This is a genomic window from Streptomyces sp. NPDC007157, from assembly GCF_040634235.1.
In the GTDB taxonomy this organism is placed as follows: domain Bacteria; phylum Actinomycetota; class Actinomycetes; order Streptomycetales; family Streptomycetaceae; genus Streptomyces.
Window position 1 is genome coordinate 67,491 of sequence record NZ_JBEYFE010000021.1, and the last position, 13,818, is coordinate 81,308.

The 13,818-nt window shown below is 71.6% G+C and carries 12 protein-coding genes; 11 read left to right on the forward strand and 1 reads right to left on the reverse strand.

Translation table 11 applies throughout. The features are described 5' to 3' along the window. Positions 1 to 63 precede the first annotated feature (63 nt). The 4 genes from ABZ642_RS32035 (at position 64) to ABZ642_RS32050 (ending at position 5,214) form a co-directional block, all read left to right on the forward strand. The gene (locus tag ABZ642_RS32035; protein WP_360490195.1) at positions 64 to 987 is read left to right on the forward strand and encodes a DMT family transporter; all 924 of its coding nucleotides are present in this window, start codon (positions 64 to 66) and stop codon (positions 985 to 987) included. Between the two features lie 194 nt (positions 988 to 1,181). Further along, complete coding sequence (locus ABZ642_RS32040) at positions 1,182 to 3,803, forward strand: YfhO family protein (RefSeq protein WP_360490197.1); 2,622 nt, start codon at positions 1,182 to 1,184, stop codon at positions 3,801 to 3,803. 23 nt (positions 3,804 to 3,826) lie between these two features. After that, complete coding sequence (locus tag ABZ642_RS32045) at positions 3,827 to 4,801, forward strand: glycosyltransferase family 2 protein (RefSeq protein WP_360490199.1); 975 nt, start codon at positions 3,827 to 3,829, stop codon at positions 4,799 to 4,801. Continuing rightward, a complete protein-coding gene (locus tag ABZ642_RS32050; RefSeq protein WP_360490201.1) occupies positions 4,801 to 5,214 on the forward strand; it encodes a GtrA family protein in 414 nt (137 codons plus the stop codon). The genes ABZ642_RS32045 and ABZ642_RS32050 overlap by 1 nt, the downstream gene beginning before the upstream one ends. Here ABZ642_RS32050 and ABZ642_RS32055 read toward each other — a convergent pair. After that, positions 5,186 to 7,186, reverse strand: a complete 2,001-nt coding sequence (locus ABZ642_RS32055) for a HEAT repeat domain-containing protein (protein ID WP_360490203.1) — start codon at positions 7,184 to 7,186, stop codon at positions 5,186 to 5,188. The two genes, ABZ642_RS32050 and ABZ642_RS32055, sit on opposite strands and share 29 nt — an antisense overlap. A gap of 329 nt (positions 7,187 to 7,515) precedes the next feature. Between ABZ642_RS32055 and argC the strand changes: the two genes are divergently transcribed. The 7 genes from argC (at position 7,516) to ABZ642_RS32090 (ending at position 13,788) form a co-directional block, all read left to right on the forward strand. Next, on the forward strand, positions 7,516 to 8,544 hold the full coding sequence (gene argC / locus ABZ642_RS32060) for an N-acetyl-gamma-glutamyl-phosphate reductase (RefSeq protein ID WP_360490205.1): 1,029 nt from the start codon (positions 7,516 to 7,518) through the stop codon (positions 8,542 to 8,544). Further along, the gene (argJ, locus tag ABZ642_RS32065) at positions 8,541 to 9,695 is read left to right on the forward strand and encodes a bifunctional glutamate N-acetyltransferase/amino-acid acetyltransferase ArgJ (protein ID WP_360490207.1); all 1,155 of its coding nucleotides are present in this window, start codon (positions 8,541 to 8,543) and stop codon (positions 9,693 to 9,695) included. The genes argC and argJ overlap by 4 nt, the downstream gene beginning before the upstream one ends. Continuing rightward, positions 9,692 to 10,600: an acetylglutamate kinase gene (argB, locus tag ABZ642_RS32070; protein ID WP_360490209.1), complete on the forward strand. Its 909-nt coding sequence runs from the start codon at positions 9,692 to 9,694 to the stop codon at positions 10,598 to 10,600. The genes argJ and argB overlap by 4 nt, the downstream gene beginning before the upstream one ends. 38 nt (positions 10,601 to 10,638) lie before the next feature. Then, entirely contained in the window at positions 10,639 to 11,793 is a 1,155-nt protein-coding gene (locus ABZ642_RS32075; protein WP_360490402.1) for an acetylornithine transaminase, read from the forward strand. 7 nt (positions 11,794 to 11,800) lie between these two features. After that, on the forward strand, positions 11,801 to 12,346 hold the full coding sequence (locus ABZ642_RS32080; RefSeq protein ID WP_351320293.1) for an arginine repressor: 546 nt from the start codon (positions 11,801 to 11,803) through the stop codon (positions 12,344 to 12,346). A gap of 109 nt (positions 12,347 to 12,455) precedes the next feature. Further along, entirely contained in the window at positions 12,456 to 13,043 is a 588-nt protein-coding gene (locus tag ABZ642_RS32085; RefSeq protein WP_360490211.1) for a sigma-70 family RNA polymerase sigma factor, read from the forward strand. Further along, a complete protein-coding gene (locus tag ABZ642_RS32090; protein WP_360490213.1) occupies positions 13,033 to 13,788 on the forward strand; it encodes a zf-HC2 domain-containing protein in 756 nt (251 codons plus the stop codon). Before ABZ642_RS32085 ends, ABZ642_RS32090 begins: the two co-directional genes overlap by 11 nt. Positions 13,789 to 13,818 lie beyond the last annotated feature (30 nt).

Genomic DNA, 13,818 nt, shown 5'->3' on the forward strand with positions numbered 1-13,818 from the left:
CTACAGGGTTGGTTGAGCAAGTCGTCGTTTACTTCAAAGTGCTGGTCAGGGATTGTGAACGGCATGCCGAACACCCGTCGTACCGATGGGGTGCTCCTGGCTCTCGCCGTCGTCTGGGGCTCCAGTTATCTGACGGCGAAGACGGCCACGGACGCCCTCCCCGTGCTGATCGTCCTCTTCCTGCGCTACGCCATCGGCGCCCTCGTCTGCCTCGTCGCACTGCGCGGGTTCGGCTCGCTCACCCGCGACGAGAAGCGTTACGGCTCCCTCCTCGGCCTCACCCAGGCCGCCGTCCTCGTCCTGGAGACCTACGGTGTCGCCCACACCAGCGCCGGGAACGCGGGCCTGATCATCAGCCTGACCCTCGTCCTCACCCCGGTCCTGGACCGCGGGCGGCTGCCGGGGAGGTTCTTCCTCGCCGTCGGCGTGTGCGTCGTCGGCGTCGGGCTGCTGGTGTCCGGCAACGGGCTGCGCGCCCCCGGCGCCGGTGATCTGCTGATGCTCGCGGCCGCGGTCGTCCGGGCCGGTCATGTGGTGCTGGTCGGGCGGGTGACAGCGGGCCGGGCCGTGCGCCCGTTCCCGCTGACGGCCGTGCAGACCGCCGTCGGCGCGGTCCTCTTCCTGGTGCCGGCGGCGCCCGGACTGCCGGCGCTTGCCCGGACCGGCGCCGTCACCTGGGCCGAGCTGGTCTACCTCGCCCTGTGCTGCGGCCTGCTCGCGTTCCTCGCCCAGACCTGGGCGGTCCAGCGCACCTCCGCGACCCGGGCCAGTCTGCTGCTGGGCACCGAACCGGTGTGGGCCCTCCTGGTAGGCGTCGGCCTCGGCGGCGAACGCCTCACCGCCCTCGCAGTGCTGGGGGCCGCGCTGATCGTCTCGGGGACGTACTGGGGCCAATCCGTCGAACGCGCCCATCGGGCGGACTCCCCGGAGGCGGTGCGCGATACGGCCCTCCGTCACGCCGACACAGGCCTGCCACAGGCGCGTTAACCAGAAGAACACCTTCCTGAAATCCGCAGTTCCCTTTAAAGTCGCGAATTCTTTGCGATATCGCACGCGGATTCGGAATTCGAGTTATTACTTCACAGGAGACGTACAACCATCAGGAACTTCTACCCGTCTTAGTCGGCGAAACACCGACCAGCGGGGAGTACACCCCCGTATTTCTCTGGGGGCCGCACAGAATGAATCGCACGACCCTGACCGGGCGCGAACAGGGGGTGAAACCGGCGGGGGGTGAAGCGCGGGAGACCGGACCCGCGCGACGGCTCGGCGCCGATCCGCGCCGGGCGGCCGCCCTGCTCGCGGCGCTCCTCACCGCCGTCACCCTCTGCGCGGCCGACGTCGTGGCCCGCAGCTACCCCTTCGGCTCCCACACCCGCGACGTCAACGACCTCGGCAACCAGTACGTGCCCTTCCACGCGCACCTGTGGGACCTGCTGCACGGCAGGGCCGACGGCGGGATCGTCTTCAACTGGCAGTCCGGCTACGGCTCCAGCTTCCTGCCGGACATCGGCACCTACGTCAGCAGCCCGTTCGCCCTGCTGGTCGGGGTGTTCCCGCGTGACGAGATCGACGTCGCGGTGTATGTGATCACGGTGCTGAAGACGGCGGTCGCCGGTGCCGCCATGGCCTGGCTGCTGCTCAGCCTGCGCCGCGGCCGCTGGTGGGGAGCCGGAATCCTGGGCGCCTCCTACGCCCTGTGCGGCTGGAGCCTCGCGCTCGCCTCCTTCAACCCGATGTGGCTCGACGGGCTGATCGCGCTGCCGCTGCTCTGCCTGGTCGGCGAGTGGGCCATGGCCGGCCGGCGCCCGCTGCTCAGTGTGCTGATCGTGGCGCTCGCCTGGACCGCCAACTTCTACACCGCCTACATGGCCACCCTCGGTGCCGCCCTGGTGCTGCTGCTCGGGCTGTTCCTCGCCGAACTGCCGTGGCGGCGGGCACTGGCGGTGGTCGGCCGGGCCGCGGTCGTCGTCGGGCTCGGGGTCGGCCTGGCCGCGCCGCTGGTGATCGTCGTCTACTCCGGCACCAAGCACGCCTACCCGGGCCGCGAGGGCCACTTCGCCCCGGTCGGCGCCGACGATCTGCTCGCCCGGCTGCTGCCGACCACCTACAGCTACAGCTCCCCGGCCCTCTACGTCGGCATCACCGCGCTGGTGCTCGCCCTGGCCCTGCCCTTCCACCGCAAGGTGCCGGTCCGGGTGCGGGCGGGCTGGACGGTGCTGGTGCTCGCCGTGGGCCTGTCGTTGCAGTGGGCGCCGACCAGCCTGGCCTGGCACGCCTTCGCCGCCCCGAACGGCAGCTCCTACCGGCAGGCCTTCGTGTTCTGCGCCCTGCTGGTCATAGCGGCTTGGCATGCCCTTGCCTACGGACTGCCGGACCGGCGTGCCCTGGGCGCGGCCGCCGTGCTCCTGGTCCTGGTCGGGGCCGTCGCCAGCCGCAGCACCCTGACCCAGCAGCACTCCCACCACACCTGGCCGGTGGTACTGCTCGCGGTCGCCGGCGCCCTCGGCGGACTCGCGCTCCTGAGTCTCAGAGACGGCCGCCCCGTCCTCGCCGGACTCGCCGCGGTGCTGCTGATCGGCGCCCAGTTCGGCGAGGCCGCCGCCACCTCCGCCGTGGCCACCCACATGCGTCTCAACCAGATGGACGACTACGCGCCCTGGGGAGACCGCCAGCAGCGGGAGGCGGACGCCGTCGCCGAGGCCGACGCCTGGCCGAAGTACCGCACCGAACCCGGCCGCGAACAGACCGTCGCCAACGACCCGATGACGGTGGGCGGCCAGGGCTCCCAGTACTACAGCAGCCTCACCTCGGACGTTCTCAGCCGCACCCTCACCGCGCTCGGCGGCGGCTGGACCTCACGCGGCCGCAGCCTGCAGAGCCTCGACAACCCCGTCACCGACGCGGTCTTCTCGGTGGGCGCCCGGGTGCACAACCCGCCGGACCCGCACCAGAAGTGGCTGCCCCAGGGCGGCGGCCCCTCGACCGTCACCCGCGAGGACGTCCCGCCGCTGGTGACCGTACGGCCGGCCGCCCCGCGCACCACCCCGGCCTCCTTCGGTCCCTCGCCGTACCGCAACCAGGAACTGCTGCTCGGCACCCGCGTCTACACCCTGCCCCGCACCACCCTCAGCGGTGCGCGCAAGGGCGACGAGGCGCGCGGGCTGCTGGTCGACGGGGCGCAGACGCTCACCGCGCGCTGCCGGGCCGGCAGCGAGGCGTTCCTGTGGGCGCCGCACTACTCCGGAACGGCACAACTGGCGAACGGCGGAGAGCGGCAGCTCTACCGGTCCGACGCCGAGGGCACGAAGATCGCCGCGATGCAGCCGCTCGGCACGGTACGCGCCGCGGGGCAGGTACGGATCGACCTGAAGCCCGACCGGCTCGGCCGCGTCCCGGCGCAGGGCGCGGTCGGCTGCCTCGACACCGCGAAACTGCGCGGCGCCGTACAGCGGTTGAAGGCCACGGGGGCGACCGAGGTGACCGTCTCCGACGGCACCCTGCACGCCCGCCTCCCCGCCGGCAGCACGGGAACCGCCGTCGTGGCCGCCCCGCGGATCGCCGGCTGGCGCTGCTCCGCCGGGGGCGACGAGGTCGCGGCGGGCGAGTTCCACGGCCTGATCGCCGTCCCGCTGGGCGCCTCCGCCACCAGCCTCACCTGCACCTTCCACCCGCCCGGCCTGCGCCTGGGCACGGCCGTCGGCGGCGTCTCGCTGCTGACCCTGATCCTGCTCGGCACCTTCTCGGCCCTGCGCCGCAGAACCGCCGTCCGCTCCGGCGAGCGCACTACCACCGCTCACTGACCCGTCCCCAGGGGGAGAAACCCATGCTGATATCGATCGTCGCGCCCTGCTACAACGAGGAAGACGTCATCGAGCGCTTCCACGAGCAGGTCCAGAAGATCGCCAACGAGCTTCTGCCGCTCGGTCACGACATGGAGTTCGTGTACGTCGACGACGGCAGCCGTGACCAGACACTGCCCCTCCTCAGCCGGATCGCCGACGGCGACTCGCGCGTCCGGTACGTCTCCTTCAGCCGCAACTTCGGCAAGGAGGCCGCCCTGCTCGCCGGCCTGAAGCACGCCACCGGTGACGCCGTGATCGTCATGGACGCCGACCTCCAGCACCCGCCGTCACTCATCAAGCGCATGGTCGAACTGCGCGGCGAGGGCTACGACCAGGTCATCGCCAAGCGCACCCGGCAGGGCGACCGCTTCACCCGCACCTTCACCGCCCGCCTTTACTACCGGCTGATCAACCGACTCGTCGACGTCGAACTCGTCGACGGCGTGGGCGACTTCCGGCTGATGTCGCGCCGGGTGGTGGACGCGATCGTGGACCTCACCGAGTACAACCGGTTCTCCAAGGGCCTGTTCGCCTGGGTCGGCTTCCCCAGCACCACCTTCGAGTACGAGAACGCGGTGCGCGAACACGGCTCCAGCTCCTGGTCGTTCCGCAGCCTGCTCAACTACGGCCTCGACGGACTGCTCTCCTTCAACAACCGCCCGCTGCGCGCCGCGCTCTACCTCGGTATGACCCTGCTGGCCCTGGCCGGCGCGTACACGGCGTGGATCGTGGGCGGAGCGATGATCAACGGCGTCCAGACGCCGGGCTATGTCACCATCATTACAGCCGTCACCGCCCTGGCCGGCGTACAGATGATCATGCTCGGGGTCATCGGCGAGTACACCGGCCGGATCTACTACGAGGTCAAGGGGCGCCCGCACTTCCTGGTGAAGGCGACGAACGTGCACCGAACGGAAGACCGCACCCGCGGCACGACGAAGGACCTCATCCCCTGATGCCGAACGCCCCGACGACCACCGGACCCACCCGCCCGATATCGGGCCAGATCATCACGTTCGCTGTGATCGGGGTCATCAACACGGCGACTTACTACGGCCTCTACCTGCTGTTCCTGATGTATTTGCCGTATCTCGCCGCGCATATTCTCGCGTTTCTGCTGAGCATGATCGGTTCGTTCTTCCTCAACGCGAAGTTCACTTACCGAATACGGCCCACCTGGCGTAAATTCCTGCTGTTCCCGCTGACCAACGCGACGAATTTCGTGATCACCACGGTGGGGGTGTACGTGATCGTCGACGTCCTGCACGCCGGCAGCCGGTTCGCTCCGCTGATGGCGTCGGCGGCGGCGATCCCGGTGACTTTCGTGGTGTCGCGCTGGGTCATGCTGCCGAAGGTGGAGGCGGCGTAGGGAGAGCGAGCGCCTCGTCGATCACGGACCGGATCTCCTCGTCGTCCAGGAACGCGCGGTAGTCCCGGTACGGCGACAGCCGCCGGTCGCGCTCCCGCACCGCAAGCAGGGCGGACCGCACGGCCGGTGAGACCGTGCCGATCCGGGCGACGGCACGCAGCGCGGTGAGGAAGCTGCCGAAGGAGTCGTCGCCGTCGGCGACGGCCAGGACGTACTTCTCCAGGACGGACAGGCTCGGCTCCGTCTCGCCCGTGATCGACCACAGGGCGACCGCTGCCCATATCTCGCACCAGGTGTCGCCGTCGTCCATGATCTGCCGTATCCGGTCGGCGTACGGCAGGGCCGCCCGGCCGAAGTCGCCGAGGCGGACGACCTCGTAAGGCCGGTCCTCGGACAGCACCGCCTCGCCGACGAGCCGCAGTGCCGTGTCACGGTCGCCGCCGAGGCGCCAGGCGGCCCATGCCACCCTTCGGTGGTTGGCGGGGAAGTCGAGGGCCGTGCAACCGCGCACGGCGGGCGCCGCGGCCTGCCCCATCGCCACCAGGGCGTCGAGCGCGCTCAGTGAGTGCCGGGCGTCGCCCAGAAGGGCCACCACCTCCGGCAGGGCGGGCGCCGCCGCCGGTCCCCAGGCCGTCAGGACCTTGAGGAAGGCGCCGGTGAGCGGACCGCCCGCGCCGTCCTCACGCAGCAGTGCGCGTATCGGAGGAAGCAGGATCTCCGCGTGTGCCCGCAGCGGGGTCAGCACCTCCTCCACCTCCGGACGGCGTGGATCCCCCATGGTGTACGAGCGGGAGTACTGACCCCGGTACGGCTCGTGGAGCCGCTCGACCAGCCCCGGCATGGCGCGAGGGTCGCCGATGCGCGTCAGCGCCCAGCGGGCGTGTTCGCCGACGGTGCCATCCAGGTCCTCGGCCTCGCCGGGGTCGTCCAGTAGCCCGGCCAGCCCCTCGGCGTAGGGGGCCGCCCGCGCTCCCAGGACCGCGAGCAGGTGGGCCGCCCGGTAGCGCACACCGGCGTCCGGGTCGGCGAGCAGCTCGCCTGCGAGAGGCACCAGTTCGGGCGCCGCGGACGGCCGGACCACCAGCAGCCGCCAGGCCTCGTCCAGCGCGGCCCCGCACAGCGCCGCGTCGCCCGTCCGGCGCGCCGCGCCGATGAGCCGGACGAGGAAGCGGAGCGCCGCCGGCGCGTCCCCGAACAGACCGGCCGCCCAGGAAGCCACGTCCGTACGACTGAAGGCGTCGTCGATGTCCGGCACATACCAGATGTCCTCGAACCGGGGACGCACGGTCGGGTCGGAGAGGATCTCCACCAGCAGGTCCAGCTCCCGGACCGGCGCCTGGGCGTCGAACGCGGCCCAGGCGACCACGGCCGCGACCCGCATGACGGCGGGACCGGCCCGCAGGACCTCCCGCACCGCGGCGTGCACCCGGTCTACGGCCTCGGTGCCGGCGTCGGCCGCCGCAGCGGCGCCGAGCGCGAGCAGCAAGGGCAGTCGCACGGTCAGGTCCGTCTCGGCACTCCACCGCTCCAGCAGTACCTCGAGCCCGTCCGTGAGGGGCAGTGCCTCCCTCCGTACCGCGGGATCGGGGTCCGTGAGCAGTTTCCGCAACGCCGGACGCTGCCGCCGCCACATCTCGTGCCATCCCGGGTCCACCTGGTCCGGTTCGGGCGCGGCCGTCGTCCTGGACAGGTACACCAGCAGCTGCACGAGCCAGTTCCGGGCGCCCATCCCGGGATCGCCGGCAAGGGCGACGATGAACGGCAGGGCGGCGGTCGAGGCGGAGTCCAGGTGCCCGTGGCGCGGCGCGATGCGCTCGTACAGGGCGTCGCAGTCCTCCTCCGTCGCTGCTCCGCCCTTGTCCCTCAGGTGCAGGAGGGCGCGTCGCATCTCCTCGGTGAGGCGGTCCCCGCAGGCGGACTCCAGCCGCTCCCACGGCACGCCGTCCAGCGCCCCCGAGGTCGTGTCCGTCACTTCGTCCCACCCCGTGATCTCGGCCGGCCGTTCCCCGCCGGACATCCTGTCACCGAAGGCCGGCGCGGATCCGCGCCGGGGCCGCCACGTCCCCGGCCGGGACCCGCAGGGACGCCGCGGCGGCGCCGGCACGGGTCCGTCTCCTCGCACTGCTCGCACTCCTGGACACGGAGAGGACGCCGGGACGACGCCGGGAGGACGTTCTCCCTTGCCGCCTCGTGGGCATCATCGCCATGCCGCCGGTGCGCTCGGGGGGTGCGGCGGCGGAGCAGTCCGTTGCATAAAAGTGCATGGGACCGTATAGTCATGCCATCCAGAGGAGGATGGACATGGCGGTACGTGCGGCGGTTGCCGGAGCTAGCGGGTATGCGGGCGGAGAGGTCCTGCGGCTGCTCCTCGGGCACCCCGAGGTCGAGATCGGTGCCCTGACCGGCAACTCCAACGCCGGGCAGCGCCTGGGCGCGCTCCAGCCGCATCTGCTGCCGCTGGCCGACCGCGTGCTGGCGGAGACGACCGCCGAGGCCCTCGCCGGGCACGACGTCGTCTTCCTCGCCCTGCCGCACGGCCAGTCCGCCGCCGTCGCCGAGCAGCTCGGCCCGGACGTCCTCGTCGTCGACATGGGCGCCGACTTCCGCCTGCAGGACCCGGCCGACTGGGAGCGCTTCTACGGCTCCCCGCACGCCGGCACCTGGCCCTACGGCCTCCCCGAACTGCCGGGTGCCCGCGCCGCGCTGGAGGGGTCCAGGCGCATCGCGGTACCCGGTTGCTACCCCACCGCCGTCTCCCTCGCCCTGTATCCGGCCTACACGGCACAGATCGCCGAGCCCGAGGCGGTGATCGTCGCCGCGTCCGGTACCTCCGGCGCCGGCAAGGCGGCCAAGCCGCATCTGCTGGGCAGCGAGGTCATGGGCTCCATGTCGCCGTACGGCGTCGGCGGCGGCCACCGGCACACCCCCGAGATGATCCAGAACCTCAGCGCGGTGGCGGGGGAGCGGATCGCCGTCTCCTTCACGCCGACCCTCGCGCCGATGCCCCGGGGCATCCTCGCCACCTGCAGCGCCGCGGCGAAGAGCGGAGTGACGGCCGAGTCCGTCCGGGCCGCCTACGAGAAGGCCTACGCCGACGAGCCCTTCGTCCACCTCCTCCCCGAGGGGCAGTGGCCCGCCACGGCGTCCGTCTACGGTTCCAACGCCGTTCAGGTGCAGGTCGCGTACGACGACGCCGTGGGCCGCATCATCGCGATCAGCGCCATCGACAACCTGACCAAGGGCACCGCGGGCGGTGCCGTCCAGAGCATGAACCTCGCCCTGGGTCTCCCCGAGACCACCGGGCTGACCACGATCGGAGTTGCGCCGTGAGCGTGACGGCAGCGAAGGGATTCACGGCCGCGGGCATCGCGGCCGGGATCAAGGAGAGCGGCAACCCGGACCTGGCCCTCGTGGTCAACAACGGACCCCGCCGTGCCGCCGCGGGCGTCTTCACCTCCAACCGGGTGAAGGCCGCGCCGGTGCTGTGGTCCGAGCAGGTCCTCAAGAGCGGCCAGGTCTCGGCCGTCGTCCTCAACTCCGGCGGCGCCAACGCCTGTACGGGCCCCAAGGGCTTCCAGGACAGCCACGCGACGGCCGAGAAGGTCGCCGAGGTACTGGGCCGTGGCGCCATCGAGGTGGCCGTCTGCTCGACCGGTCTGATCGGCGTGCTCCTCCCGATGGACAAGCTGCTGCCGGGGGTCGAGACCGCGGCCGCCGCTCTGAGTGAGCACGGCGGCGAGAAGGCCGCCATCGCCATCAAGACCACCGACACCGTGCACAAGACGTCCGTGGTGACCGCCAAGGAGGGCTGGACCGTCGGCGGCATGGCCAAGGGCGCCGGCATGCTCGCCCCCGGCCTCGCCACCATGCTGGTCGTGCTCACCACGGACGCCGTCGTCGAGAGCGAGGTCCTGGACAAGGCGCTGCGGGCCGCCACCCGGACCACCTTCGACCGTGTCGACTCCGACGGCTGCATGTCCACCAACGACACCGTGCTGCTGCTCGCCTCCGGCTCCTCCGGGACCACCCCCGAGTACGAGGAGTTCGCGGAGGCCGTACGGCAGGTCTGCGACGACCTCGGCCAGCAGCTGATCCGGGATGCCGAGGGCGCCAGCAAGGACATCAAGGTCGAGGTGGTCAACGCGGCCAGCGAGGACGACGCCGTCGAGGTGGGCCGCTCCATCGCCCGCAACAACCTCCTCAAGTGCGCCGTCCACGGCGAGGACCCCAACTGGGGCCGGGTGCTCTCCGCCATCGGCACCACCAGGGCCGCCTTCGAGCCGGACCGGCTCAACGTCGCCATCAACGGCGTCTGGGTCTGCAAGAACGGCGGCGTCGGCGAGGACCGCGAGAAGGTCGACATGCGCTACCGCGAGGTGCACATCGTCGCCGACCTGGCGGCCGGCTCCGAGACCGCCACCATCTGGACCAACGACCTGACCGCCGACTACGTCCACGAGAACAGCGCCTACTCCTCATGAGCACCACGCGAAAGCACACCGCGCTGCCCAAGGCCCAGATCCTGATCGAGGCCCTGCCCTGGCTGACCCGGCACAACGGCAGGACCGTCGTCATCAAGTTCGGCGGCAACGCCATGATCGACGAGGACCTGAAGGCCGCCTTCGCCCAGGACGTCGTGTTCCTGCACCACGCCGGCCTCAAGCCGGTCGTCGTGCACGGCGGCGGCCCGCAGATCAGCGCCGCCCTGGACCGGCACGGCATCGTCAGCGAGTTCAAGGCCGGGCTCCGGGTCACCACCGAGGACGCCATGGACGTCGTACGGATGGTGCTGGCCGGGCAGGTGCAGCGGGAGCTGGTGAACCTGCTCAACCAGCACGGTCCGCTGGCCGTCGGGCTGACCGGCGAGGACGCCCACACCATCAGCGCCACCAAGCACCGGCCCGAGATCGACGGCGAGCTCGTCGACATCGGGCGGGTCGGCGAGATCACCGCGATCGACACGGGCGCGATCGAGGCCCTGCTCGCCGACGGCCGGATCCCGGTCGTCTCCTCGATCGCCCGCTCCCAGGACGATGGACATGTCTACAACGTCAATGCTGATACGGCGGCTGCGGCACTCGCTGCTGCGCTGGGCGCCGAGACCCTCATGGTCCTCACCGACGTCGAGGGCCTTTACGAGGACTGGCCGAACTCCGACGAGGTGATCAGCCGTCTCACCGCTTCCCAACTGGAGAAGCTGCTGCCGGAACTGAGCTCCGGCATGGTGCCGAAGATGGAGGGCTGTCTGCACGCCGTACGCAACGGCGTCACCACCGCCCGCGTCATCGACGGCCGGGTCCAGCACTCGATCCTGCTGGAGATCTTCACGGACGAAGGAATCGGCACGATGGTCGTGCCCGACGAGCAGGAGGGGAAGCAGTCGTGAGCAACCAGGAGCTGACCACTCGGTGGCAGGGCGCGCTCATGAACAACTACGGCACCCCGCGGCTGCCCCTGGTGCGCGGCGAGGGCGTCAAGGTGTGGGACACCGAGGACCGGCAGTACCACGACTTCGTCGGCGGTATCGCAACCAACGCGCTGGGCCACGCCCACCCGGCGATCGTCGAGGCGGTCAGCCGGCAGATCTCCTCCCTCGGCCACATCTCCAACTTCTTCATGGCCGAGCCGACCGTCGCCCTCGCCGAACGGCTGCTCCAGCTCTTCGGCCGGGAGGGCAGGGTCTTCTTCTGCAACTCCGGCGCCGAGGCCAACGAGGCCGCCTTCAAGATCGGCCGGCTGACCGGGCGCACCCACATGGTCGCCACCGACGGCGGCTTCCACGGCCGTACGATGGGCGCCCTCGCGCTCACCGGGCAGCCCGCCAAGCAGGACCCGTTCCGCCCGCTGCCCGCCGACGTCACGCACGTGCCCTACGGCGACGCGCAGGCGCTGGCCGCCGCCGTCACCGAGGACACCGCCCTGGTCGTCATCGAGCCCGTGCAGGGCGAGAACGGCGTGGTCGTCCCGCCGGCCGGGTATCTCAAGGCGGCCCGCGCGATCACCGCCGCCACCGGCGCGCTGCTCGTCCTCGACGAGGTGCAGACCGGGATCGGCCGGACCGGCACCTGGTTCGAGTACCAGGCCCACGAGGGCGTGCTGCCCGACATCGTCACCCTCGCCAAGCAGCTCGGCGGCGGACTGCCGCTCGGCGCGACGGTGGCCTTCGGCCGCGCCGCCGACCTCCTCCAGCCGGGCCACCACGGCACGACCTTCGGCGGCAACCCGGTCGCCTGCGCCGCCGGGCTCGCCGTTCTCGACACCATCGAGAACGAGGGATTGCTGGAGAACGTCAAGCGGCAGAGCGGGAAGTTGCGGGACGGAATCGAGGGTCTCGGCCACCGGTTGATCGATTATGTCCGGGGCGCGGGTCTTCTCCTGGGTATCGTGCTCACCGAGCCGCTGGCAGCACAGGTGCAGCAGGCGGCTCAGGAGGCCGGGTTCCTGGTGAACGCGCCCGCCCCGGACGTCGTTCGGCTGATGCCCCCGCTGAACCTCCGCGACGACGAGGCGGACGCGCTGCTCAGTGCCCTGCCCGGCATCCTCGACGCAGCGAGCGGGGACGGACGATCCGGAGAATGAGACGACGATGAGCCAGGCGCAGGAGTTCGACCAGTCCGGCGGGGCGGGGCCCGCGGTACCGCAGACCCGAACCGCCCGGCACCGCCGGATCGTGGACATCCTCAACCGGCAGCCGGTGCGGTCGCAGAGCCAGCTCGCGAAGCTGCTCGCCGACGACGGGCTGACGGTCACCCAGGCGACGCTCTCCCGGGACCTCGACGAGCTGAACGCGGTGAAGATCCGCAACACCGACGGGGAACTGATCTACGCGGTGCCCAGCGAGGGAGGTTTCCGCACCCCGCGGGCGCCGCTGGGGGAGTCCGCGAAGGAGGAGCGGATGCGGCGCCTCTCCCAGGAACTCCTGATCTCGGCGGAGGCGTCGGCGAACCTCGTCGTCCTGCGGACTCCGCCGGGGGCGGCGCAGTTCCTCGCGTCCGCGATCGACCAGGCGGAGCTGCAGGACATCCTGGGGACGATCGCGGGGGACGACACGCTGCTGCTCATCAGCCGTGAGCCGACGGGGGGCCAGGCCCTCGCGGACCACCTGCTGCGCCTGGCCCAGAACGGCCACTGACCCGCGTGCGGGGCCCGGCCCGCCGACGGACAATGGACATGTGATCTTCCGCGGCGGGCGGACAGGCGGGAGGGCAATCCCCTGGCGGCCGTCGAACGTATACAGAGGTGTGTCGGGATTCCGGTTCCCCATCGGCCGCCTCCCGGACGAGGCTCTGCTGTCCGGGCTGGCCACCGGAGATCCGGAGCTCGCTGTGATCTTCGTACGGAGGTTCCAGCACCGGGTCTTCGGAGTCGCCATGGCCGTCACCGGGGACCTGCAGCTCGCCGAGGACGTCGCCCAGCAGACGTTCGAGCGTGCCTGGCGGCATGCCCAGATCTACGACTCGCGCCGCGGCTCGGTCGCGACCTGGCTGACGACCATCGCGCACAACCTCGCCGTCGACGCCGTCCGCGCCCGGCGGACGGAACCGATGGCACCCGAGGGCCTCGACCCCCTCCTCGAAGCCGTCACCGAGACCCCCGAGCAGTGGGCGCTGGCCGACGAGGCCTCCACCCAGCTCCGGGCCGCACTGGCGCGGCTGCCGCGGGAGCAGGCCAGGGCCCTGACGATGGCAGGCATCTACGGCATGACCGCCCAGCAGATCGCCGACGCGGAGCAGATCCCGCTGGGCACCGCCAAGACGCGGATCAGAGCGGCGATGGCGAAGCTCCGCACCGCACTCGCGTCTCCGAAGCGAGGCGACCATGTCCAGTGACGCGCACTGCGAGAAGCTGCGGGAGGTCGGCGCCGAACTGGCGCTGGGCGTACTGCCCGGCCGCGAGCGGGCCGAGGCCGTCGCCCATCTGGACCGGTGCGCGGACTGCCGGGAGTACGTACGCCAACTGACCGGGATCGGCGACCGGTTGATCGGCCTGCTGCCGGAGCGCGAGCCGCCGCCCGGCTTCGAGGCCCGGGTGGCGCGCAGTCTCACCGAGCAGGCGGCGGGACCCGAAGGGCAGCGGCCCGCCGCCCGCGCCCCCCGGGACTGGCGCAGCCACGCCCGGCGGGCCCGGCTGCGGCTCGCGGCGGTCGTCGCCGCCCTCGCCGTCGCCGTCGGATTCGCCGGCTGGGCGGTCGGCACCGCCGTCCAGGAGGTCACCGCCTCGGCACCGCCCGCCGTCGAGTCCGAGCCCGTGCTGGTCGGGGACATGATTCCGGCCGGCGGGGGGCAGCCCGTCGGCGAGGTCTACGCCCACCCGGGCAGCCCCGCCTGGATCTTCGTGTCCGTCGCCCTCACCGGCACTCCGTACACCGGCAAGGTCACCTGCCTCCTCGGACGCGCCGACGGCGGCACCGTCAGGGTCGGCGAGTTCCCGCTGCGGGCCGGACGCGGCAACTGGGGCGTGGCGGTGCCCGTCGACCTCACCAAGTACACCGGCGCCCGTCTGACCTCTCCCGCCGGCGCCGTCCTGGCCACCGCCGAGCTGCAGAAGGGCAAGGTGGTGGCGCCGCAGACGTGAACCGCACCTCTCGAGCACGCACCGGCAGAG

Bases quoted from the DNA above. Each gene is read 5' to 3' on its own strand.
- ABZ642_RS32035 (WP_360490195.1), top strand. From the start codon at position 64: ATGCCGAACACCCGTCGTACCGATGGGGTGCTCCTGGCTCTCGCCGTC.
- ABZ642_RS32040 (WP_360490197.1), top strand. From the start codon at position 1,182: ATGAATCGCACGACCCTGACCGGGCGCGAACAGGGGGTGAAACCGGCG.
- ABZ642_RS32045 (WP_360490199.1), top strand. From the start codon at position 3,827: ATGCTGATATCGATCGTCGCGCCCTGCTACAACGAGGAAGACGTCATC.
- ABZ642_RS32050 (WP_360490201.1), top strand. From the start codon at position 4,801: ATGCCGAACGCCCCGACGACCACCGGACCCACCCGCCCGATATCGGGC.
- argC (WP_360490205.1), top strand. From the start codon at position 7,516: ATGGCGGTACGTGCGGCGGTTGCCGGAGCTAGCGGGTATGCGGGCGGA.
- argB (WP_360490209.1), top strand. From the start codon at position 9,692: ATGAGCACCACGCGAAAGCACACCGCGCTGCCCAAGGCCCAGATCCTG.
- ABZ642_RS32075 (WP_360490402.1), top strand. From the start codon at position 10,639: ATGAACAACTACGGCACCCCGCGGCTGCCCCTGGTGCGCGGCGAGGGC.
- ABZ642_RS32080 (WP_351320293.1), top strand. From the start codon at position 11,801: ATGAGCCAGGCGCAGGAGTTCGACCAGTCCGGCGGGGCGGGGCCCGCG.
- ABZ642_RS32090 (WP_360490213.1), top strand. From the start codon at position 13,033: ATGTCCAGTGACGCGCACTGCGAGAAGCTGCGGGAGGTCGGCGCCGAA.